Annotated in this window: 19 protein-coding genes; 14 read left to right on the top strand and 5 right to left on the bottom strand. The window is 25.9% G+C overall.

What is annotated here, in order from left to right:
• Nucleotides 1-70: 70 nt before the first annotated feature.
• The 13 genes from NSA50_RS12760 to NSA50_RS12700 all read left to right on the top strand — a co-directional run bounded on the left by NSA50_RS12760 (nt 71) and on the right by NSA50_RS12700 (nt 17886).
• Nucleotides 71-2377 carry a cell wall-binding repeat-containing protein gene (locus NSA50_RS12760; RefSeq protein WP_257445579.1) on the top strand — a complete coding sequence of 769 codons (2307 nt, stop codon included), beginning with the start codon at nt 71-73 and terminating at the stop codon, nt 2375-2377.
• Nucleotides 2378-2785: 408 nt separating this feature from the next.
• Nucleotides 2786-3442: a sugar transferase gene (locus tag NSA50_RS12755; protein WP_306813939.1), complete on the top strand. Its 657-nt coding sequence runs from the start codon at nt 2786-2788 to the stop codon at nt 3440-3442.
• Between the two features lie 41 nt (nt 3443-3483).
• A complete protein-coding gene (gene galE / locus NSA50_RS12750) occupies nt 3484-4488 on the top strand; it encodes a UDP-glucose 4-epimerase GalE (protein ID WP_257445578.1) in 1005 nt (334 codons plus the stop codon).
• 89 nt (nt 4489-4577) lie between these two features.
• A complete protein-coding gene (gene wecB, locus NSA50_RS12745; RefSeq protein ID WP_142418697.1) occupies nt 4578-5738 on the top strand; it encodes a non-hydrolyzing UDP-N-acetylglucosamine 2-epimerase in 1161 nt (386 codons plus the stop codon).
• 31 nt (nt 5739-5769) lie between these two features.
• Nucleotides 5770-6999: a nucleotide sugar dehydrogenase gene (locus NSA50_RS12740; RefSeq protein WP_195954319.1), complete on the top strand. Its 1230-nt coding sequence runs from the start codon at nt 5770-5772 to the stop codon at nt 6997-6999.
• A 29-nt stretch (nt 7000-7028) separates the two neighbouring features.
• Complete coding sequence (locus NSA50_RS12735; protein WP_142418699.1) at nt 7029-8267, top strand: glycosyltransferase family 4 protein; 1239 nt, start codon at nt 7029-7031, stop codon at nt 8265-8267.
• A 10-nt stretch (nt 8268-8277) separates the two neighbouring features.
• On the top strand, nt 8278-9090 hold the full coding sequence (locus NSA50_RS12730) for a glycosyltransferase family 2 protein (protein WP_142418700.1): 813 nt from the start codon (nt 8278-8280) through the stop codon (nt 9088-9090).
• Nucleotide 9091: 1 nt separating this feature from the next.
• On the top strand, nt 9092-10246 hold the full coding sequence (locus NSA50_RS12725; RefSeq protein ID WP_257445573.1) for a glycosyltransferase: 1155 nt from the start codon (nt 9092-9094) through the stop codon (nt 10244-10246).
• Between the two features lie 50 nt (nt 10247-10296).
• Nucleotides 10297-11721 (top strand): hypothetical protein, encoded by a 1425-nt coding sequence (locus NSA50_RS12720; protein WP_195959467.1) that lies wholly within the window; start codon nt 10297-10299, stop codon nt 11719-11721.
• A gap of 60 nt (nt 11722-11781) precedes the next feature.
• Nucleotides 11782-12855: a glycosyltransferase gene (locus tag NSA50_RS12715; RefSeq protein WP_142418703.1), complete on the top strand. Its 1074-nt coding sequence runs from the start codon at nt 11782-11784 to the stop codon at nt 12853-12855.
• Nucleotides 12848-14290: an oligosaccharide flippase family protein gene (locus NSA50_RS12710; protein WP_142418704.1), complete on the top strand. Its 1443-nt coding sequence runs from the start codon at nt 12848-12850 to the stop codon at nt 14288-14290. Before NSA50_RS12715 ends, NSA50_RS12710 begins: the two co-directional genes overlap by 8 nt.
• 67 nt (nt 14291-14357) lie before the next feature.
• A complete protein-coding gene (locus NSA50_RS12705; protein WP_142418705.1) occupies nt 14358-16541 on the top strand; it encodes a heparinase II/III domain-containing protein in 2184 nt (727 codons plus the stop codon).
• 10 nt (nt 16542-16551) lie between these two features.
• The gene (locus NSA50_RS12700; RefSeq protein WP_257445567.1) at nt 16552-17886 is read left to right on the top strand and encodes an acyl-CoA synthetase family protein; all 1335 of its coding nucleotides are present in this window, start codon (nt 16552-16554) and stop codon (nt 17884-17886) included.
• A gap of 248 nt (nt 17887-18134) precedes the next feature.
• Here the strand turns inward: NSA50_RS12700 and NSA50_RS12695 are convergent, their stop codons facing one another.
• The 5 genes from NSA50_RS12695 to NSA50_RS12675 form a co-directional block, all read right to left on the bottom strand.
• Nucleotides 18135-19139 (bottom strand): LCP family protein, encoded by a 1005-nt coding sequence (locus NSA50_RS12695; RefSeq protein WP_257445565.1) that lies wholly within the window; start codon nt 19137-19139, stop codon nt 18135-18137.
• Between the two features lie 87 nt (nt 19140-19226).
• A complete protein-coding gene (locus NSA50_RS12690; RefSeq protein WP_257445563.1) occupies nt 19227-19436 on the bottom strand; it encodes a hypothetical protein in 210 nt (69 codons plus the stop codon).
• 173 nt (nt 19437-19609) lie between these two features.
• On the bottom strand, nt 19610-20065 hold the full coding sequence (locus tag NSA50_RS12685) for a PIG-L family deacetylase (protein ID WP_257445561.1): 456 nt from the start codon (nt 20063-20065) through the stop codon (nt 19610-19612).
• Between the two features lie 26 nt (nt 20066-20091).
• Entirely contained in the window at nt 20092-20280 is a 189-nt protein-coding gene (locus NSA50_RS12680) for a cell wall-binding repeat-containing protein (RefSeq protein WP_257445559.1), read from the bottom strand.
• 33 nt (nt 20281-20313) lie between these two features.
• Nucleotides 20314-20598, bottom strand: a complete 285-nt coding sequence (locus NSA50_RS12675; RefSeq protein ID WP_257445557.1) for a cell wall-binding repeat-containing protein — start codon at nt 20596-20598, stop codon at nt 20314-20316.
• Between the two features lie 355 nt (nt 20599-20953).
• On the opposite strand from NSA50_RS12675, the gene NSA50_RS12670 reads away from it, so the two are divergent.
• Nucleotides 20954-22831 carry a cell wall-binding repeat-containing protein gene (locus NSA50_RS12670; RefSeq protein WP_257445555.1) on the top strand — a complete coding sequence of 626 codons (1878 nt, stop codon included), beginning with the start codon at nt 20954-20956 and terminating at the stop codon, nt 22829-22831.
• Nucleotides 22832-22974: the final 143 nt, after the last annotated feature.

Raw genomic sequence — 22974 nt, 5'->3', positions numbered from 1 at the left:
TATTTGATATTAAATGTAAAAAATGATAAAATGATTATTAGTATTGAACATTTTAATGAGGGGGAGAAAAATGAAAAAAATAATTTCTACAATAATAGCTTTACTACTTTTGATACCATCAATGAAACCATTGGCAGATAGTAAAGCTGAAAATGACAATATATATAATTATATGATAGAAAATGGTACTAGCCTTGGAGTGGATAATATTAATGACGATTTGGATAGTTCTAACACGTCATTAATGTCTAATGGTTCAACAAAAACAATAAAGAATATAGTTGTAATTATAAGATTTAAAGGTGAAGGCGAATTTATTAATGCCGAAAAATCAAATCAGTTAAATGATTCGTATAATAATTTTATTGATAGCAATAATGATAAAGTTTCAGATCCAGGTTCTATATCATTAAATTCATATATAAATGATTTAACTTATGGAGAAATAAATATAAATAGTGATTTTTATCCAAAAGGAGAAGGTACATATCTATCAATTGAAGCTCCAGAAACAAGAGAGTATTATGAAAAATATATTGCAGGAAGCAAAGAAGAACAGGCCTTCATAAGATGGGCTTTTGATTCAGTTAAAAATAATATAAATGTACCAGCAAATGAGTTAGATAAAAATGGTGATGGAGAAATTGATGTAGTAACTTTTTTATGTACAGGAGCCACAGTTTCAAATAATATGCTATGGCCACATGAAACTAAATATTTAGGCGATTCATCATTAAATGGAAAGAAATTAGGAAACTATAACTTGATAAATATAGGTACTAATGAAAATAATATTTTTAATAAAAGTTTACTTAAAGTAGCAATACATGAATTCTTACATGTATTTAACTATCCAGACTTATATAGATATTACTATAGAGGAAATCCTGTTGGAGAATGGGATGTTATGGCTAATACAGATGGATATGGGCAATTACCATTAGTATATACAAGGAATCTTTATAGTAATTTAAATTTAAATATCGGAGAAATTAAGAGTGATGGAACATATACAGTTAAGTCTTCTCAAAGCTCCAATAAAAATGATGTAGTTGCATTTAAGATCAAATCACCTTTATCAGAAAAAGAGTATTTTATGGTAGAGTTTAGAAAGCAATCAGGAAATTGGGACAGCACATTGCCAGGATCAGGGCTTATAGTTTACAGAATAAATGAAGATGTTGATCCGTATTTAGGAAATAGGAATGGGTATCCAGACCATATTTATGTGTTTAGAGATGGGGATATTAATAGCACATATGCTTCAGGAAATACTAGAACTTCATTTTTTTCACAAGAATCAGGAAGGATAAGCATTGGAAATAATGATTTAATAAGTGGATTTGTTTCAAATAGTTTATATTTTAATAACGGACAAAATAGTGGAATTGTAATTTCAGAAGTAGGTAGTGCAAATGGAGATGAAATAAACTTTAAAGTTACTTTTCCTAAAGAAAATAATGAAGTGAAATTTACTAGCATCATAGGACATGATAGATATGATACAGCTGCAATGCTTAGTAGTTCAAATTTTACTTCATCAGATACTGTAGTAATAGTTAATGGATTAGAGTTGGCAGATGGATTAGCTGTTACCCCTTTAGCTACATATTTGAAAATACCAATATTATTAGTACAAAATAATAATATTCCAACTGAAACAATGAATGAAATAACAAGACTTGGAACAAAGAAAGTTATTATTGCTGGTGGAGAAGGAGTTGTTTCAAAAAATATACAAGAGCAATTAAATAAACTGGGTATAAATAATATAATTAGATTAGGCGGAAAAAATAGATATGAAACATCTTTAGAAATAGCAAAATATATAGATTCAAATTGTTATGATATTGAAAATATATTATTAGCAAATGGATATGCAGAAGCAGATGCAATGTCAATAGCAGCTGTGGCAGGAAGAGATAGAATTCCGATAATGTTAACGGAAGCAAATTCTTTAACTTCTAATAGTTATGATTGGTTAAAAAATGAAAGTTTAAATAATGCATACATAATTGGAGGAAATGGAGTTATATCAGATAAACTATTAAATGATATTAATTCAATTACAGCATTAGATATTAGAGGAAATAGACTAGGCGGTAAGGATAGATATAAGACTAATGCTGCAGTAATAGATAAATTCTATGGTAATGAAATAACAAAAATTTATGCTTCAAAAGGTTTAGAACTGATTGATGCTTTATCTGTAGGACCAATAGTAGCAATTAATAATGGCGCTATAGTTTTGTGTGATACAAATTTAGATATAGATCAAAAAATAGCTATTAAGAAAAGAAAAAGTAAGGAAATAATGCAAATAGGTGGAGGAGTTTCTATTAATTACATAAATTCTTTAAAAGATGTATTGAAATAGAATAAAATGGAAACATTTATAATATTACTATAAAAGGGGTATTATAAGTGTTTTTATTTTGTTGAATTCTATAAAAATTAATATTTAACTATATAAATATTAATAAATAAAACTATAAAATTTGAAAATGTAAATGATGATTAATTAAATAAAAAAACAATATATGTAAATATTAATAAAGTTTTAATATTTATATATGATAATTTTAATTTAAATTTTAAAATAATAAGAAAGATAACTTATAAAAATGGGGATTATACGAAATTGATGTATATTTACAGTTCTTTGTTTTAATACATATATATGATATAATGTTTTATGCAAGAATATGATTATCTCTGTAATATTATTGATAAATATGCAGAAATAATAGTTGGACTTCATAAGGATTTATTAGGGGGATACGCTTTGAGTAATATTAATTTAGATATTAATGTAGAAGTTGGGAAGAAAGAAAGTAGATTAATATATCGATTATCAAAAAGGGTAATTGATATAATAGGTTCATTTACTGGATTAGTATTATTAAGTCCTATATTAATAATAGTTGGGATATTAATAAAATTTGAATCAAAAGGACCAATTGTATTTACTCAAAAAAGAGTTGGTAAAGATGGAAAAGAGTTTGATATGTACAAACTTAGATCTATGGTAGTAAATGCAGAAGAAATAAAAGAAAAATTAAAAGAACAAAATGAGATGTCGGGTCCTATGTTTAAGATAAAAGATGATCCAAGAATAACTAGGATCGGTAAGTTTATAAGAAAGACAAGTATAGATGAATTACCACAATTGGTAAATGTCTTAAAAGGTGATATGAGTTTAGTTGGACCTAGGCCAAGCCTTCCAAATGAAGTTAAAGAATTTGAAACATGGATGTTAAAAAGACTTAATGTCAAACCAGGACTTACTTGTTATTGGCAAGTTATGGGGAGAAATAATATAGATTTTGAAGATTGGATGAAGCTTGATGTAAAGTATGTAAATGAAAGAAGTTTTTGGCTTGATATTAAGCTCATATTTAAAACTTTTTTTGTTTTATTTGGAGATAAGAACGCGGCATAAATTAGGAGAAACTTTGAATTTTAATTAATGGAGGGGATATAATGGCGATTTTAGTTACTGGTGGACTTGGTTATATAGGAAGTCATACTGTCATAGAATTGTTGAACAATGGGTATGAAGTTGTTATAGCTGATAATTTATACAATAGTAAATTAGATGTTTTAGATAAAATAAAAAAAATAACAAATAAGATACCAAAGTTTTATAAAATAGATTTATTAGATGAACAAGCGGTTGAAAGCATATTCAAGGAGAATGATATTGAGGCAATTATACATTTTGCAGCATTTAAGGCAGTTGGTGAATCTTGTACTATGCCAATCGAGTATTATCATAATAATATAACTAGTACATTAGTGGTTTTAAAAGCAATGAAAAAATATAAAGTGAAAAAATTTGTATTTAGTTCATCAGCTACTGTCTATGGGGATGCTAAAAGTATGCCTATCAAAGAAGATTTTCCATTATCAGTAACAAATCCATATGGAAGAACAAAACTAATGATTGAAGATATACTTAGAGATACATATAAAGCAGATAGTAGTTGGGGGATTACTATTTTAAGATATTTTAACCCGATAGGAGCTCACGAAAGTGGAGAAATAGGAGAAAATCCTAACGGAATACCTAATAATTTGATGCCATATATTACAAAGGTAGCTGCAGGAGAATTGAAAGAACTTGAAATTTTTGGAGATGATTATAAAACTAAAGATGGAACAGGGGTAAGAGATTTTATCCATGTTGTAGATATTGCAAGGGGCCATATAAAGGCATTAGAAAGCTTGAAAAATAAATCTGGAATATTTACATATAATCTTGGAACAGGGAATGGATATAGTGTATTAGAAATAGTCAAGACTTTTGAAAAAGTAAATAATATACAGATTCCTTATAGAATTGTGGATAGAAGAGAAGGGGATATAGCAATATGTTATGCTGATTCAAGTAAATCAAATAGAGAGTTGGGATGGGTTGCAGAAAAGTCACTAGAAGAAATGTGTAAAGATTCATGGAGATGGCAGATAAATAATTCGAGTGGATAGAATAGTTTATAATATATAAGAGTTATTTTAAGGTTTTAATAATTAATATTATATAAAAATAGATATTATTCAAGTTTAGGAGGAAAAATATGAGTAAGGTAAAGGTTATGAGTATATTCGGGACAAGACCAGAAGCAATAAAAATGGCTCCGTTAGTTAAAGAATTAGAGAAGAGTCCTTATATAGAATCTAGTGTATGTGTTACAGCTCAACATAGAGAGATGTTGGATCAGGTATTAGACTTATTTGATATAAATGTTAAATATGATATGAATATAATGAAAGACAAGCAAAGTTTAACTGGAATAACTAATAGAGTTTTAGAGGGGTTAGAAGGCATATTTGAAGAAGCTAAACCTGATATGATTTTAGTGCATGGTGATACAACAACAACTTTTGCTGGAGCTTTAGCGGCTTTTTATAAGAAAATAAAAGTAGGACATGTAGAAGCTGGACTTAGGACGTTTGATAAATATTTCCCGTTTCCAGAAGAAATGAATAGAAAGCTTACTGGAGCAATAGCTGACTTGCATTTTTCGCCTACTGAAATGTCAAAGAGAAATTTATTAAAAGAGGGTATAAAAGAAGATGAAATAATAATAACTGGAAATACAGTTATAGATGCAATGAAACATACGGTTGAAGAAAATTATAAATTTAATTTTAATACATTAAATAACATAAATTTTACAGAAAAAAAAGTTATCATGGTTACTGCACATAGAAGAGAAAATTGGGGAGAAGGAATAGAAAATATTTGTTTAGCTTTAAAGAAAATAGTAGAAAAAAATACAGATGTAGAAGTAGTATATTTAGTACACTTAAACCCTATAGTGAAAAGTGTAGTTGAAAGTCATCTAGATGGAGTTAAAGGAGTATATTTATTACCACCACTAGATACTAAAGATACTCATAATTTAATGAATAAGTGTTTTATGGTGATGACTGATTCAGGGGGACTACAGGAAGAAGCTCCTCATTTAGGGAAACCGGTATTAGTGTTAAGAGAAGTAACTGAAAGACCAGAAGCAGTAGAAGCAGGAACAGTTAAGCTTGTTGGAACTAATAAGCATGTTATTATAAATGAGGCTAATGAATTGATAAGAAATAAGGATTATTATGAATCAATGAGTAAGTCTATTAATCCATATGGCGATGGTTTAGCTTCACAAAGAATAGTAAAGATAATAGAGAATTATTTCGGAAAGGCTAATAATAATGTAGAGCAATTTATAGTAAATAATAAATAGGTATACTATAGTTTTATTAAGGAGGATAATTATGAAAGCTTTAAACATAATAGGATTGGGATATATAGGTTTACCTACTACACTTATATTTGCAGCAAGTGGAATGAGAGTTGTAGGAACTGATTTAAATGAAAACTTGGTAGACACTTTAAATAATGGTGAACTTACATTTGATGAAGAAGGATTAGAAGGCGTTTTCAAAGAAGCGTTAAAAAATAATGTGAAATTTAGTACAGAGTATGAACATACAGATAAATATATTATAACAGTTCCAACTCCATATATAAAAGATAACAAGAAAATTGATGCTAGATATGTTGTTGCAGCTACTAAAAAAGTTTTAGAGGTATGTGAAGAGGGAACAATACTTGTTATAGAATCAACAATATCTCCTGGAACTATAGATAGTTTTATTAGACCTATAATAGAGGAAAAAGGATTCATTATTGGAGAGGATATACATATAGTTCATGCTCCAGAGAGAATAATACCAGGGAAAATGATATCTGAATTAAAAAATAATTCAAGAACTATTGGAGCAGATTCGTATGAGATTGCAAATGAAGTGAAATCTTGGTATGAATCATTTTGTAATGGAGAAATTGTATTAACAGATATCAAAACTGCTGAAATGAGCAAAGTAGTAGAAAATACTTTTAGAGACATAAATATAGCATTTGCAAATGAATTAGCAAAAATGTGTAATAGAGAAGGGATGGATGTATATGAGTTAATTAGAATTGCTAATAAACATCCAAGAGTAAATATACTTCAACCAGGACCAGGAGTAGGAGGTCATTGTATATCTGTTGATCCATGGTTTTTAGTCGGTGATTATCCAGATATAGTAAATGTTGTTTTAGGGGCAAGAGAAGTAAATGATGGAATGCCACAATATGTTTTTGAAAGAATACATGAAATAATGAAGGTAAATAAAATTAAAGACTATTCAAAAGTGGGGCTATATGGTATTACTTATAAGGAAAATGTCGATGATATGAGAGAAAGTCCTACGTTACAGTTATTAGATATATGTGAAAAGTATAATATTGATAATATAAAGATGTATGATCCATTAATAAAAGAAAAAAAATTTAATAATCAATGTTCAAGCTTAAATGAGTTTATTAATGAAACTGAACTTATAGTGGTTTTAGTATCGCATAGTGAAATAATTGAAAAGCAAGAATTATTAAAAGATAAAATAATATATGATACTAAAAATATAATCAATTTTGGGAAAATTATTTATAAAATATAAATATAGTATTATTGAGGGGAGGTAATTAGTTGAAAAAAACTGTATATATGATTTCTAGCATGTTTTTTCCCTCAATAGGAGGAGTAGAAAATCATATCTATTTTATAAGTAAAAATTTAGTAAAAAAAGGTTTTGATGTAAAGATAATACATCCTGTGTTAGGGGAAAAGTCAAATATAGAAATTTTAGATGGAATAGAAATACATAATATTGGAGTAGGGAATGAAAAAGATAAGAAAAAGTATCATAACCTTAAGCTAAAAAGCAATGGAGGCAAATTAAGTTTTATTTATGGATACTTAAGGAAATATATGTATAATAACTTTGCTGAAGATATTTACAAATATATTGAAGTAGATATAGAAAAAAATAATATTAAAAATTTTATATTTCACCAGCATGATTTCATATCAAGTATGAAGCTATCTAAGAAAATATCTAAAAAGTATAAGATTATTTTTACAAATCATACAGGTGAATATTTATTTTTAAGAAAAATACCATTTAACAAAATAATAATAAAATTTTTGACAAAACAATTTAGCTATATTATAGCTCCAAGTGATGAATTAGCAAGTTTTAATGACATAAGACATCCTAATACATTTAAATTTATACCAAATGGTGTAGATCTTGATGTTTTTAAGGAAAAAGATAAATGGGAAATTGATAAAATAAAGATTAAATATAATATTGATAAAGATAAAATATCAGTACTATGTCCGAGAAGGTGGGCTCCAACTAAAGGAGTTATTTATTTAATCAAAGCTATAGCATTACTTAAAAAGGCAGAGATGAAAAATGTTAGTTTTATTTTTGTTGGTAATGATTATAATGATTATCCAGAATATAAAAAGGAAATAGATGATATTATAAATTTTGAAAATTTACATAGTTATATAAATCTTCTAGGAAATGTAAAGGCGGATGAAATGGCAGATTTAATAAATTGCTCAGATATTGTAGTTTTACCTTCAATAATGGAAGCGGTAAGTTTATCGGCTTTGGAAGCAATGGCATGTAATAAGATAATTATCGCTACTGATGTTGGGGGATTTCCTCAAATTATAAATGATGGAGAAAATGGATTTATGATTCCTCATTCTAATGAAAAGGAATTATCTTCTAAATTAATGTATATAATTAATAATATATCAGATTTTGAGTTTATCGGAAAGAATGCAGGGGTATTTGCTAGGAATAATTATAGTTGGGATAGTATAGCTGATGAAACAATAAAAATATATAATAACTATACAAATAATTAGAGGGATATATATGTGTAAAGTGAGTGTAATAATTCCTTATTATAATAGCGAGAATACTATTAAAAGGGCATTAAAATCTGTTGTTGAACAAACTTATAGTGATTTTGAGATAATTACTATAGATGATGGTTCAAAAGATAATAGTTATAATATTGTAGAAGAATTTAAAAGAAATAATAAAATTAGAATGAAAAATATAAGGCAAAAAAATTTAGGACCATCTATTGCAAGAAATATAGGAATAGATAATTCAACTGGGGAGTATATAGCTTTTTTAGATTCTGATGATAGTTGGGAAAAGTTTAAGTTAGAAAAACAAGTTGAAATTATGGATAATAATCAGGAGATAGCCATTCTTGGAAGTGGACATTATGTATGTGGAAATAGTAATACTTTAGTAAAAGGTGATATGAAGGGTGGAGTAAAAGAAATAACTTTTAATTCAAAATTAGTAAAAAATCAATTTTGTACTCCATCAGTAATAATCCGTAAAGATGTAATTGAAAAAGGAAATTATTATTTTAATGAAGATCAAAAATATGCCGAAGATACATTGTTATATCTAAAGATATTAAGAGATAATAAAGGCGCAAAGATTTTAGAACCTTTAGTTATATTATATAAGCCTGAGATAAGTAGCTCAGGCTTATCAGCAAATTTACTATTAACAGAAAAATATGAGTTAAGAAATTTTTTGACTTTATATAAAGAAAATAGAATATCAGAGAAAAATAAAATCTCTATATTTAAACTGATATTTTTATGTGTTTTTTCTATTATGAAGTTTATAAGAAGGATATTAATGAAGGTAGGTAAAAAATAATATGAAGAAAATTATTTTTGCAGATTTTATGGAATATAATGATCCATGTAATAAGTTAGGAAACTATCATTATGCGAGATGCTTTTCAAGGAATGGTTATGAAGTATTATGGATGTCTTGTTTATATAATAAGCTTATGTACTTTAAACATAAAGATGTCTATCAAGAAAGAGTAAGAATATCTACACCTAAAAGACATAAGTTTGAAGAAAATATTTATGGTTTTGCTGTAAAAAGTAATAGGTTGTATGGAAAATATCCTTTTTGTAAATCAAAAAATATTGTTTTAAATAATCAAAAATATATTTCGAAAGATATAGATACATGGTTTAATAAGATTGGGTTTTTAGAAGTAGACATTCTTTGGATTTCTAACCCTAAGCAATATTGGTTGACTAATATAATAAAGTATAAAACATTAGTTTTTAGAATACCAGATGATTTTACTGAATTTGGGGTGTTTCCAGATAGTATAGTAGATATAGAAAATTCACTTATTGATAAAGCTGATATAATTTGCGTAACAGCAAAAAATTTAATGAAAAAAGTAGAAGCCAGAGGAAAAGAAGCAATATTATTACCTAATGGATGTGAATTAAGTCATTTTATGAATGGAGATGATTCCATTCCAGAAGAATATTTAAATGATCATAGCAAAAAAGCCATTTATGTAGGGGCTATTGGAGAGTGGTTTGATACAGATCTAATTGATAGATTAGCTAAAGAGGTTAATATAAATATTTATATAATAGGTAAGGAGCAAAAAGATTTATCTAAGATTAAAGAAAATGTTAATGTGAAAGTATTAGGAGCTAAGCCATATTCTGAAATTACTAAATATATTAAAAATGCAGATGTAGCGATAATACCTTTTATAAACAATGATTTTACAGATAGAATAAATCCAATTAAATTATTCGAATATTTAGCATGTGGAATTCCAGTAGTTTCTACAAATATGAAAGAAGTTAGAAGGTTAAATTCTCCTGCATATGTTGCTAAAGACGGAGAAGATTTTATTAATGAAATAAAAAATATTATTAAATCAAATAAATCTAATAAGAATGATTATATAAACTTTGCATCAAAGAATTCATGGGATGCAAGATATGATTTTATAATTAATTTAATTGATTCATTATCAAAAGATAAATAATAAATCAAATTTGAATGATATTATTAAGAAAGGATATAAGATACTTAACGATGGATAATATGATACTACATTTAAAACAAAAAACGAAATTAAATAATATTATAAATAACAATAAGAACTTACTATCTATATATAGTATTTTATTAGTAGCAGCGATTATATTAAGAAGTGATTTAATACAAAATATTATTGGTATCATATTAAATTGCGTACTGATATTAATTCTTATTAATAAATTTAAAATTGATGATAAAAGATTTAAAGTATTATCATATTTAATATTACTATTAAATATTATATTAATATACTGGGGATATTTTTCTTCAATTAAACTAGGGTTTGATGATGGGTTAATAACAGGTAAAATAGGTGAATTTGTTTATAATGATACTAGCAATTACTATTATGGATCAGAAGGTATGATTTATATATGGAAAAATGAATTCATAAATTGGATATCCGGAAATTCAAGTAAAACTGCGTATTTCTATGGGTTTTATAATTTTTTTGTTATTTGGAATGCTATATTAAGGATAATTTTTGGCGATAGTTTAAATTTCATGATATTAATAAAATTACAGTTCTCTATAGCAAGTATATTTTTTCTATATAAAATCTCTTTAAGAATATTAAATTTAAAATATTCAAGACTAAGTGTATTAATTATGAATATTTTCCCTGGGTATTTATTGGTAAATATGTCGTTATTGAGAGATAATTTAATGTTATTTTTAATATTATATGCAACATATATTATCATAGAGTATGAGTGTTCTTTAACTAGAAAGTTATTAATTAAATTTATATTAATAATTGCTATGCTTACTTATATGAGAGTTTATATTGGTATAGCTTTAAGCATAGCATTAGTAGTTTATTTCTATTGGGGAAAAATAAAAAGTTATAAGGATATTAAAGGGTTAAAAAAAATAATATTAAGTCTAGGTATAATAATATTAATAGTAGGCTTTATATGTTTAAAAATGGGATATGGATTTCTAGGAATAGATTTAATTATGAATGCTGGAAGTGAGCTGCCTAGATTTGATGAGTCAAAATTAGAAACTCCTTTTAAATTTGTATTTTGGTTATTTTATCATTTATTTTTTGGTGGTAGAGGAAATTTTGATTTTTCAGGATATATAGGGAATTTTATGAATTCTACATCAAATATTTTTATTATTGCAATTGCATTACCAAGTTTAATAGCTATTTTTTTAAAGAAAAATAGCGTTAATTTTAATTACTATAGATATGTGGTTATGACATTAGTTTTATCACTATTAACTAGCGGAATAGTAGTATTTACATTCTCATCTATAATACCGAGATTATATATTGCTTGGTTCTGGAGTCAAATTATTGTATTTTTAGGATTAATGCAAAATTTAGAGGGATATAATAAACTATATAAATGGTTTAAAATTTTATATCCTATATATATTGTAATATGCGTTTTATTTATTCTTAAGTAAGTAATTAAAACATATTTACTAATAAAGATAATGAAGAAGTAAATATAGAAAGGAAAATAAATGATTATACAAATAGGACCGTATCCACCACCTTATGGAGGTATTTCAATTTATATAAAAAGGCTAAAATTAAAATTAGATAATTTGAAAATAGAGAATTATGTGTGGAATACTTTTAGTGATTCTACATGTAACGGAGTTAAGCAAATAAAAATAAAATTTTTATTTAAAGAAATTTTAAAAAATAAAGATATTAGAGTGCTACATTATAATATAAGTGGAATTTTGGGAAAGCAGTTTGTTTACATATTAAATAATACAGTAGGAAGAAAAAAAATAAACATTATAACACTTCATGGAAATAGTAGAGATTTATTTGCGAAAAGAATATATTTTATGAAATATATTTTAAATAGTTTTGATACAATTATATGTGTTAAAAAAGATGATTGTGAATATCTAAAAGTAATGGGAGTAAAAAAACCTATTTTTCATATACCTGCATATATAAATCCAACTATAGAAGAAAATGAAGAAAATAAGATTCCTGAATATGTGTATAGTTTTATGAAAAGAAGTAAATTTTTAATTTCTGCAAATGGAGCAATAACATTTAATAATAATGAAGATCTTTATGGGTTAGACATATTGATTGAATTGATGAGTTTAATAAAGTACGATTATCCTAATATTAATTTAATATTTTGTGTTTTAGCAAAAGATAGGCAAACTGAAAAAGAAAAAAAGTATTATGAAGGTTTAAAGAATAGCATCATTAATAATGAATTATCTGAAAGAATATTACTGTACGAAGTAGAAAATACAGAGTTTTATCCTATATTAAGAAGAAGCGATATTTTTATTAGACCAACCAATACAGATGGGGATGCTGTTTCTATTAGAGAGGCGTTGTATTTTAATATACCTTGTCTAGCAAGTGATGCAGTTATAAGACCTAAAGATGTTTTTATATTTGAAAATAGAAATATAAAAAGCTTATATGAAGAATTTATTAGAGTTATAAAAAATCAAGATGAAAATTCAAAAGATTATAAAATGAAAGAAGAAAATGATGTGAAAATTATAAATTTATATAAAAAATTACTGAAGGATAGGGAATATTACTATGAGTAATAGTGGAAAGTTTTTGAAGGTAGGAATTATATATACAATTGGTCAATTGTTATCAAAGGCTGTCTCGTTTATAATGATACCAATTTATACAAGAGAATTGGGGACAAGCGGATTTGGACAGTTATCTCTAGTAGATACTGCTATGAATTTTATAAGTACATTTCTAATTCTAAGTATATATTCGGGATATATTAGATTCTATAGAGAATATGAAGATGATAAGCGAAATAGGCTTAGAAATACAGCAATAACAGTTGCATTAATTGCTACAGGAGTTAATTTAGTTTTCATTATTTTTGGCGGTAAATATATTTCAGGATTTATATTTAACTTTAGTAATTCTTATGAGATATTAATATTATTATTTTTAAGATCAATAATTTCGCAATTTGTTACTTTATTAATGTGTGATTATAGCTTAAATTATGAAGCTCAGAAGATGGTAATAATAGAGTTAATAATGATGATTTTAAATATGGTATTTGTAATAGTATTTGTAGTTGTTAAAAAAGAGGGAATTATAGGAGTGTATAAAGGATACATATTTGGAACTTTAGTTATACTGATATATCTAATATTAAGTCAAATACGTAGGTTTAAATTTGAATTTGATAAAGGTATGTTTAAAAATATGTTTAAGTTTAGTTTTGGCCTTATACCATGCAATTTATCAGGAGCAATATTAGATTTAGCCGATAGGTATTTTTTATCTGGTTATAAGGGATTCGGGCAAACAGGAATTTATTCTATGGGATATAAAATAGGAACACTAATAGATCCTATTTTTGTAAATCCATTTAAGTCTATATTTACAACATTTAAGTTCCAAGTATGGAAAGAGAAAAATTCTGAAGAAAAATTTAATAATATGTTCAGAGCTTATCATGTTATTGGATGCCTAATTATTTTAGGTATATCATTTTATAGTAAGATATTAATAAAAATATTATCATCTGATGAGTATCTTATAGCAGTTAATTTAGTTCCATTGATACTATATTCATATTTCTTATATGGAGAGAATGAATTTTTTTCTTTAGGAATTCAATTGAAAAATAAAACTTATATAACTAGTTTTATTATGTTAATAGGTGGGGGAGTAAACATAGTATTAAATATTTTATTTATACCAAAGTTCGGAATGTATGGGGCTGCTGTTGCAACGTTGATTTCATATTGGATAATAAATATAATTAATACAATTATTTCAAAGAGGTTTCATAAAGTAAAGTATAATTATAAGATTGCTTATATAATAGACGGTATAGCTTTAAGCATATATATTATATATCTAGCTCTTTCGAATTTATTCAATAATATTATAATGAATGGTATTGTAGGAATTATTATGTTAGCTTTGTATATTATAATTATTACTGTTATGAAAATAATTTCTTATGATGATATTAAGTTAATTATAAAGAGAAAATGCTAAAATTATTGAAATTAGATAATAATATCAAAATATTTAAAAATAAATTAAGAAAATATAAGGTGTCAAAATGTATATAGTAGACAAATTTAATAGTTTTACTTTTAAAGAAATATTCATTAGAGGTACTAATAAACTTTATAGAGAATTAAGTAATTTTTTTCATAGAAATATAGATAAGATGAAAGATAGTAGAGTTAGAAATAAAGAAGTATTAATTAATAAGTTATATATTAATGAAGAGATTTTTAATATGAACATTAAATGCGATAACTTGAGAGAAATATGTTTAAACTTTATAGAACATGAATTTGATCTACTAGGAAGTGGTCTTGTCAAAGTTAGCTATGATACTAAATGTCAAGGAGTAGAAGGTAAAAAATATCGCATGAATTTGAATCTTGACTTTAATGATAGTGATTGGTTAAAGCAAATTATTTTAAAGCCTTATGTGAAATATTCGAAAAGCATTCTGAAAAATATAGATGATGACTATATTTTTATTGACTGGCAACTTGATTTTAAAAGTGGATATAGATATGATTCGAGAAAATGGTACAAAGATCAAGAAATTGGAAAAGATAGAGGTGCAGATATTAAAGTACCTTGGGAGCTTTCAAGAATGCAACATTTAGTTCAAATGTCTATTGGAGCAGTTAACTTTATAGATTTGCGAGAAAGATTAATATTAGAATTTAAAAATCAAATATTAGATTTTATTGCAACAAATCCAGTGAGGATGGGTGTTAATTGGGCATGTACCATGGATGTAGCTATTAGAGTAAGCAATTGGTTATTAGCATATGATATTATTCTAAGCATAGATAAAAATAATATTTTAAATGATGAATTTAAAAAAATATTTACAAGAAGTATATATGATCATGGAAAGTTTATAATAAATAATTTAGAATGGGATTATGGAAATAGAGCAAATCATTATTTAGCAAACATTGCAGGTCTTCTATTTGTTTCAGCATATTTAGATAGAAGTAAAGAAACTGATGCATGGCTAGTATTTGCTACACAAGAATTAATAAATGAAATGGATTATCAATTTTTAGAAGATGGAGGGAATTTTGAGGGATCTACAGCATATCATAGGCTAAGTGGTGAAATAATGATTTTCTCTACAGCATTATTATATGGAGTATTAAATACTGAGAAGAAAAATGCCTTTAAGGATTATGAATCTCATATTATAAAAAGGTTAAATAATTTTTCAAAACAAAAGTATAATTTAAAAAGTAATGATTTCTTTCCAGATTTATATTTGGATAGGCTTTTTAAAATCGGATTATTTATGAGTGATATAGTTAAACAAAATGGTAGAATTCTTCAAATAGGTGATAATGATAGTGGTAGATTTATTAAATTAACTCCAGTAGGAAATATGTATAAATTAAATGAAATAAAAGAAATGTATGCTAACTTAAAAGAATATAATGGGATTTATGAAAAAGATATGTATTTTGATGAAGATATATTGAATAACAAGCCGTTTATATCTTTATTTAGTGGATTATTTTTAAATGAAGAGTTTGATAAATACAATAAAGAATTTTTCTTAGAGAATATAATTATAAACACGTTAAGTAATAAAAAAAAGTTATTGCATTCACTTAACATAAATAAAGATATAGAGATTTCTAATAAAAAGTTTTTAGATTTAAAGTATGAGAAGACGCATTCATTTTATTATAATGACTATAAGTTAGATAAGATAGACTTAAAGAAAATTAAAAGCTATATTTATCAAAATTTTGGATTAGTTATATTTAAATCTGAAGATATATATTTATCCATGTATTTTGGAGAAAATGGACAAAATGGAAATGGTGGTCATGCTCATAATGATAAATTAAGTATTGAATTAGTCATTAATAATATAGATATTTTAACTGATCCAGGTACATATTTATATACTGCTTTTCCAGAAAAAAGAAATATTTTTAGAAGTAATAGATTCCATAATAATATTTTAGTAGATAATGAGGAGCAATGTAAATTTAACAATTTATTTTCATTAAGGGATGAAACTAAATGTAGTATAGTAGACATAGGGAATTATTCTTTGACTGTTAGTTTACATTATAGAAATATAATAGTTTTGAGAAAAATTAATATTTTGGAAGATAGAATTATTATTTCTGATAAATGTAATAAGAAGTTTATTCAACAATTTAATAATAATTCTTTATACTCAAATGGTTATGGTAAACTTATGAAAAATAAAAATTATATTGGTGAATAGGAGAGAAGATATGAATGCTAAAAGTTTTATAAAGACAATATGTTCTTTTTTACCAAGAGATATGTTTTATTCAAAAGAATATAGAGAGTATTCTAGAATATTAAATGAATATGAAAAGTGGGATGAAAGAAGAATACTAGATTTTCAGACGCAGGAATTTATAAAGATTATTAATCATGCATATGAAAATATAGAATTTTATAAGGAATTATATGATAAAAATAATATAGATATAAACAGTATAAAATCCTTAGATGATATAAAGAAGCTACCTATTATAACTAAAGAGGATGTAAAGTCTAATATTGATAAATTTCTAGATAAAAATATTAACAAGAATAAAGTTTTTGAGACATATACTGGGGGAACGACTTCTACTCCAATGAGATTTTATAATACTAAGATAACAAATGAAAGAGAAAAGGCCGTATATAATTGGATATGGAATAAATTTGGTTATAAAGGTGTAGGAAAAGAAGCGTGCTTAATATTAAGAGGGAACACTGATAATGATTTTGATCTATATAAATACGATGCATTTAATAAGTATTATATTGTTAATCCAATTAATATTGATGATAAAAAAATAGCTAATATAATTAATTTGATATATGAAAAAAGAATTAAAATAATACAAGCGTATCCTTCATTAATATATTTAATTGCAAAATATGTTGATACGAATAATTTATATAGCAAGGTAAAAAGTGTTTCAAATATATTTTGCTCATCTGAAAAAATGTATGTATTTCAAAGAAAGCTAATTAATAAAGCATTTAAATGTAAATTAGTAGATTATTATGGACATAATGAAAGAACTACATTATTTTATTATGATAATAATAAGCATATAGAAGTTCCAATATATGGAATAACTGAAGTGCTAGATGAAACAGGAAATTCAGTTGAAAATAATGAAAGAGGATATATAGTAGGAACAGCTATAAATAACTACGCGTTTCCACTTATAAGATATAATACTAAAGATAGTTGTATATTACTTGAAAAAAATAATGGACATATTTTTATAAGTGATATAGATGGAAGAGCAGGAGATTTTTTAGTAACTAGTTCTGGCAAATATTATTCACCGACAAATTTAGAGTTTGCAATAGATAAAATAGATAATTTTAAAGATGTTCAAATAGTACAAAATGATTATAGTAATGTGGATATACTTATAGTTCCTGATGAAAATTATTGTAGCGAAGATGGTAAAGCTTTTAAAAGAGAACTTGAAAAAATTGTAGCTGATGAAATGAATTTTCATATTAAGATTGTTAATAAAATTGATAAGCCTAAAAATTCAAAAAGTAGATTTGTTATATCTAAGATAAATAACTAAATAATTAAGCTTATAATATAAGGAAATCTAAAGTGAAAAAAATAAGATAGAAAAATACCATTTAAGATAATTATGTATTTTTAGTATAATAGATGAAAATTTATTTAAATCCCAGTAGAAACAACAGCATTCTACTGGGATTTACTATGTGAATTTATTTTAAGCATGCTTAAGTTAGATAATTATCATAATTAGAATTATAAATGATATATAAAATAGAAAATATTATAATATTTAATGATATTAATCTACTTAATATCATTAAATATATAATCTCTCATCTGCTTAACAGTAGCTTCTTTATCAAAAGTTAAATAATAAACCCCATCAATCATAGTTCCTTCACCATACCCATCTCTAGGGAATCTATCTTGTTCTAAATTATTACCTATTCCAAGTACTTTTGTGCCAAGTGAAAGAATATCAGCAGCACTTAAGTTTGTTTGAACATAAGGTAATACTTCATTTAATAGTGAGTTATATGAAGCAACTGATGTGTTTGTTAGTTTATTAAACAAAGCATCAAGAACAGTTCTATGTCTTTGTGTTCTTTCATAATCACCACCGCTAGTATATCTTATTCTTGAATATGCAAGAGCTTGAGTACCATCTACATGCTGAAATCCAGCATAAGTTATATTTGGAGAATAAGTTCCATCTATTGTATTAATATCATTAATATAATCATTAATATATTGAAGTTCTTCTTCGGTTATTTCAAGTTCAATTCCACCTAAAATATTTATGATTTTTGGCAATGATGAAAAGTTAACTGATACAAAATCTTCTATGTTTAAACCAAAATTTTCATTTAGTGTTCTTATTGCTAATTCAGGACCACCAAATGCATAAGCGTGATTTATTTTATCTTGTCCATGTCCATCGATATATACATAAGAATCTCTCATAACAGATGTAATTTTTAATTTATTATGCACAGTATCTAATGTAGCTATCATGATTGAATCTGAACGACCAGTTTCACCTTCTGTTGCATCAATACCAAAAAGAGCTATGTTTTTAATTTTATTTACATTATCATATTCTTTAAATTCTTCCTCTATGATACCTAAGTTTTCTTTGTTTAATTCAACGTTATCCATTTTATTTAGTAAGCCGATTACATATCCCCCACCAACAACTGTGATTGCAAGTAGAACACATAGAAATCCTATAAAAATTTTAAAACCTAAAGATTTTTTCTTTTTTCTTTTTCTTCTTTTTTTAGATTTATTATTTTGAAGTTCTGACATGACTACACTCCCTTTCAATAAAATATTTTATCATAACGTAAGAATTTCTTCCAATATAAGTATCAAAATGTAATAAATAATTATGATTTAAAGACCTGGCTCATGCAAATATGATGTATTAAAAGGATCAGAAGTAAGAGGATCAAATAAGGATGAAACAGATTTATATCCAATCCCTTCTCTAATCATATCTCTATTATCGAGCTTATATTCAAAGCAAGCCTTTAAAATTTTATTTTTTTCTATTTCATTATCTGAAATACTTTGAATTAATAGTTTATTATTAGTTGTAGGCATTAATTCTTTTCTTCCAAAGAATCTGCAATCTTTTATTTTATTTGATTTATATAAATCATATAATATATTACCAGTTTTTAAGTGTTGTTCATGTAAATCGTATTTATAGCTGTGAGTAACATTACTAAATTTACTGTCAAAATCTAAAACAGTATTTTTAATTAGATTTTCATCTAAGTTTTTTCGGATTGATTCAAGAATACTAAGTTTTTTTCTAGTACTCCTAATTGAGCAGTAGCAGCTCTAAATTCGTTGTTTCTTAAGGAAGTCTTTTTTTCAAGGCTAAGATTATTATATCTTGGATCAGTAAATACTCCACTTTCATCACTATCGCTTATAAGAACAACATATACATTTTCTTGACCAACTGCTTGAATAGCATCTACTATGGCGCTTCCGGCAAAAATTGTTTCATCATCTTGATGTTGAGAGTAAAAGACAACTTTTTCAGAGTATAAGTAGCTTTTAGCCTGGTTTACAGCAGATTGATTTATATCGCCAAGGGAAGTTAATACCTTTGCTCCGGCTATAACTGATTTATCAGAGTTCTTATCTATTAATACCACTGGTTGTTTTAACGCAGAGGATGTTAATGCATCTATAAGTTCTTCTGATTTACTTAAGTTCATATGAGTTTTATCACTAAAAAATTTATTTATAACATTTTTATTAGTTTCAAATCTATTTTTCCGTTTAATCTTTCAGAAAAATTATCAAATGATTCATTTAGTACGCTAGTTCCACCAATTGCATATGATTTAATATTTCTTTTATAATCAGTAGTCTTTCCATCGGTTAAAATTACTGGATTACCTGTTTTGGCTGCAACAGGAGCAATACTCATAGCATCAGCTTCACCTATTAGGCCGTTTACATACTAGATTTCATCTATGTTTTTAATTTTTTCAATTTCATTAGCAACATAATAAGAAGTTAAAAACCTATCTTTTCCACCTAATCTAATAACAGTTTTTCCAGATTTCTTTAGTTTATCTTCTATATCTTTAGAGATAACGCCTTCACCACCTACTAAGTATACCGTATTTACATTTTCTATTCTTATTAAAGTGGAATCAGGTATCTTATTTACTTCAGTAAGTAATATAGGAGCATTTAAGCTACCACTTAGCCTACTTGCTGATAAACCATAAACTAAAGCCAATCCATTAACTAATATAGATGTAGAATAATTTAATTTATCAGAAATTAACGCTGCTGATTCGTATCTAGTGCTCCCGGCTATATAATCTATGGAGAGAGCTTGTACAGAAAAGTTGAAATAGATAAAAGAGATAATGAGATAACTAATGTTTTTAAAAAATTTCTTTTCATTTTAATACTCCAATCTAGTAAATAATACAAATTATACCATATTAAAAATAAATTTATCAAATTTGTATAAATTTTACTAAATTTACCTTGAATCATAACATAGCTTTCTTGAAGAATTTTTTGATATAATATATAATTATATTATGTAAAGTTTAATATAAATAAAAAAATGAAGAAAAGAAAGGATGGGGATCTTGGGAAAACAGAAAAATTTTAAATTTATAGGATTGATAGTAGTATTTGCATTAATTTTCAATCTTGCTTTACCTTTATTTGACATAAAAGCACATGCATACGAAAATAGTTCTAAAATGGTTGAACAAGAATTGAAGGAAATAGTTTCTAAATATGGGGAAGCAAATGTAAAATTTGAAGATGGTTTGTATGTTTACGTTGGTGAAGAAATCGATCTTACTGATTCTGAGAAGTATCAAGAAGTAATATGGAACTCTGAAAATGAAGAAATTGTCAACGTAGAAAATAATAAGTTAACTGGGGTAGAAGAAGGTACAACCTTTATCATTGGAAAGAAGGGTGAAACGTATTATATAAAAGAAGTATATGTTTCGATGGAAAGTGCAAATGTAAAATCTATAAATAATTTAGAATCAAGAGCAAATTCACAATATGTTGTTTATATTGATCCTGGTCATGGGGGATATGATCCTGGTGCTCAAGGTAATGGAATAGTAGAAAAGGATATAGTTTTAAATTATGGACTTAGGCTTAAAGAAAAACTTGAGGCAAATGGAATAAAGGTAATAATGAGTAGAACCTCAGATGTATATGTATCTTTAGAAGATAGAAGTAGGGGAGCTAATAATGTAAATCCAGATATTTTTATTTCAATACATATAAATTCTGCAGGAGCTACAAGTGCATCAGGAATAGAAACATTTTATAAGAAAGATATAGACAAGCCTTTAGCAGAAAAAATTCAAAGTAAATTAATTAGTTATACTGGTGCTGTAAACAGGGGAGCCAAATGGGAGGATTTCCATGTAGTTAGAGAAACTAATATGCCAGCAAGTTTAGTAGAATGTGGGTTTTTAACAAATGTAAACGAGGCTGGTAATTTAAAAAATTGGGACTATCAAGAAAAACTTATAAATGCTATGTTAGATGGAGCATTAGATTATTTATATAATAGCAATCCATTGGTAGCTAATAGAATATATGGAAATAACAGATATGAAACATCTTATGAATTATTTAGGAATGGATGGAGTAGTTCAGAATATGCTGTTATAGCTCCAGGTTTAGATTATCCAGATGCTTTGTGTGCAACCCCTTTAGCTACTAAGTATAATGCACCTATAGTATTAGCTGAAAATACTTCTTTAATGAATCAACCTAATCTTTTAAATTTATTAAAATCTAAAGGTGTAAAGAATGTATTTTTAGTAGGTGGAACTGGCGTTATACCTTCATCATTTGAAAGTGAACTTTCATCACAAGGTATAAGTAGCAAAAGACTTGGTGGAAAGAATAGATATGAAACTTCAGTTCAAATATCAAAAGAATTAGGAAATAGTTCTGGTGAGGTTGCGGTAGTAAGTGGATTAGACTTTGCTGATGGATTATCAATATCATCAATTGCAGCAATAAGAAATATGCCTATATTACTAACAGAAAAGAATCAACTTCCTAGTGAGGTGTTAAATCATTTAAATGGATTAAATATAAGTAAATCTTATGTTATAGGTTCAAGTGGTGCCGTATCTGATAATGTTGCTAGTAAGCTTTCAAATGTTGAAAGGCTTGGTGGTAAGAATAGATACGAAACAAATAAGAATATCTTTAATAAGTTCAAATCTAGTTTAGATCTTAGTAATATGTATATAGCATCTGGATTAGACTTCCCTGATGCGTTATCTGTATCTGCGCTTGCTGGAAAGAATTCTGGATTTGTTGTATTATCAAATCTTAATTCTGCAGAACCAGATGTAAAGGAGCTTATGACATCAGTAAGACCTAATTTACAAAACATATATGTTTTAGGAAGTAGAGCTATTATAAGTGATAGTGTACTATATAATTTAGGTATAAATATTATAAAATAAAGTGGAATTCTCAAAAATTTAATTAGCTGATTATTTTTGAGAATTCCAAAATAAATAATACCCAATAAGAATTTTTATTCTTATTGGGCGTTATTTATTTAATTAAAAAGTATATAATTTCTAAAATAACAAATTTGTATTTT

Source organism: Clostridium mucosae, from assembly GCF_024622765.1.
In the GTDB taxonomy this organism is placed as follows: domain Bacteria; phylum Bacillota; class Clostridia; order Clostridiales; family Clostridiaceae; genus Clostridium.
Note: the sequence above shows the minus strand (reverse complement) of the source record. Positions and strands in the feature narration are given on the sequence as shown.

Coding starts and splice junctions, on each gene's coding strand:
- NSA50_RS12760 (WP_257445579.1), top strand. CDS start 71: ATGAAAAAAATAATTTCTACAATAATAGCTTTACTACTTTTGATACCA.
- galE (WP_257445578.1), top strand. CDS start 3,484: ATGGCGATTTTAGTTACTGGTGGACTTGGTTATATAGGAAGTCATACT.
- wecB (WP_142418697.1), top strand. CDS start 4,578: ATGAGTAAGGTAAAGGTTATGAGTATATTCGGGACAAGACCAGAAGCA.
- NSA50_RS12740 (WP_195954319.1), top strand. CDS start 5,770: ATGAAAGCTTTAAACATAATAGGATTGGGATATATAGGTTTACCTACT.
- NSA50_RS12730 (WP_142418700.1), top strand. CDS start 8,278: ATGTGTAAAGTGAGTGTAATAATTCCTTATTATAATAGCGAGAATACT.
- NSA50_RS12725 (WP_257445573.1), top strand. CDS start 9,092: ATGAAGAAAATTATTTTTGCAGATTTTATGGAATATAATGATCCATGT.
- NSA50_RS12720 (WP_195959467.1), top strand. CDS start 10,297: ATGGATAATATGATACTACATTTAAAACAAAAAACGAAATTAAATAAT.
- NSA50_RS12715 (WP_142418703.1), top strand. CDS start 11,782: ATGATTATACAAATAGGACCGTATCCACCACCTTATGGAGGTATTTCA.
- NSA50_RS12710 (WP_142418704.1), top strand. CDS start 12,848: ATGAGTAATAGTGGAAAGTTTTTGAAGGTAGGAATTATATATACAATT.
- NSA50_RS12705 (WP_142418705.1), top strand. CDS start 14,358: ATGTATATAGTAGACAAATTTAATAGTTTTACTTTTAAAGAAATATTC.
- NSA50_RS12700 (WP_257445567.1), top strand. CDS start 16,552: ATGAATGCTAAAAGTTTTATAAAGACAATATGTTCTTTTTTACCAAGA.
- NSA50_RS12695 (WP_257445565.1), bottom strand. CDS start 19,139: ATGTCAGAACTTCAAAATAATAAATCTAAAAAAAGAAGAAAAAGAAAA.
- NSA50_RS12690 (WP_257445563.1), bottom strand. CDS start 19,436: ATGCCTACAACTAATAATAAACTATTAATTCAAAGTATTTCAGATAAT.
- NSA50_RS12685 (WP_257445561.1), bottom strand. CDS start 20,065: ATGAACTTAAGTAAATCAGAAGAACTTATAGATGCATTAACATCCTCT.
- NSA50_RS12680 (WP_257445559.1), bottom strand. CDS start 20,280: ATGAGTATTGCTCCTGTTGCAGCCAAAACAGGTAATCCAGTAATTTTA.
- NSA50_RS12670 (WP_257445555.1), top strand. CDS start 20,954: ATGGGGATCTTGGGAAAACAGAAAAATTTTAAATTTATAGGATTGATA.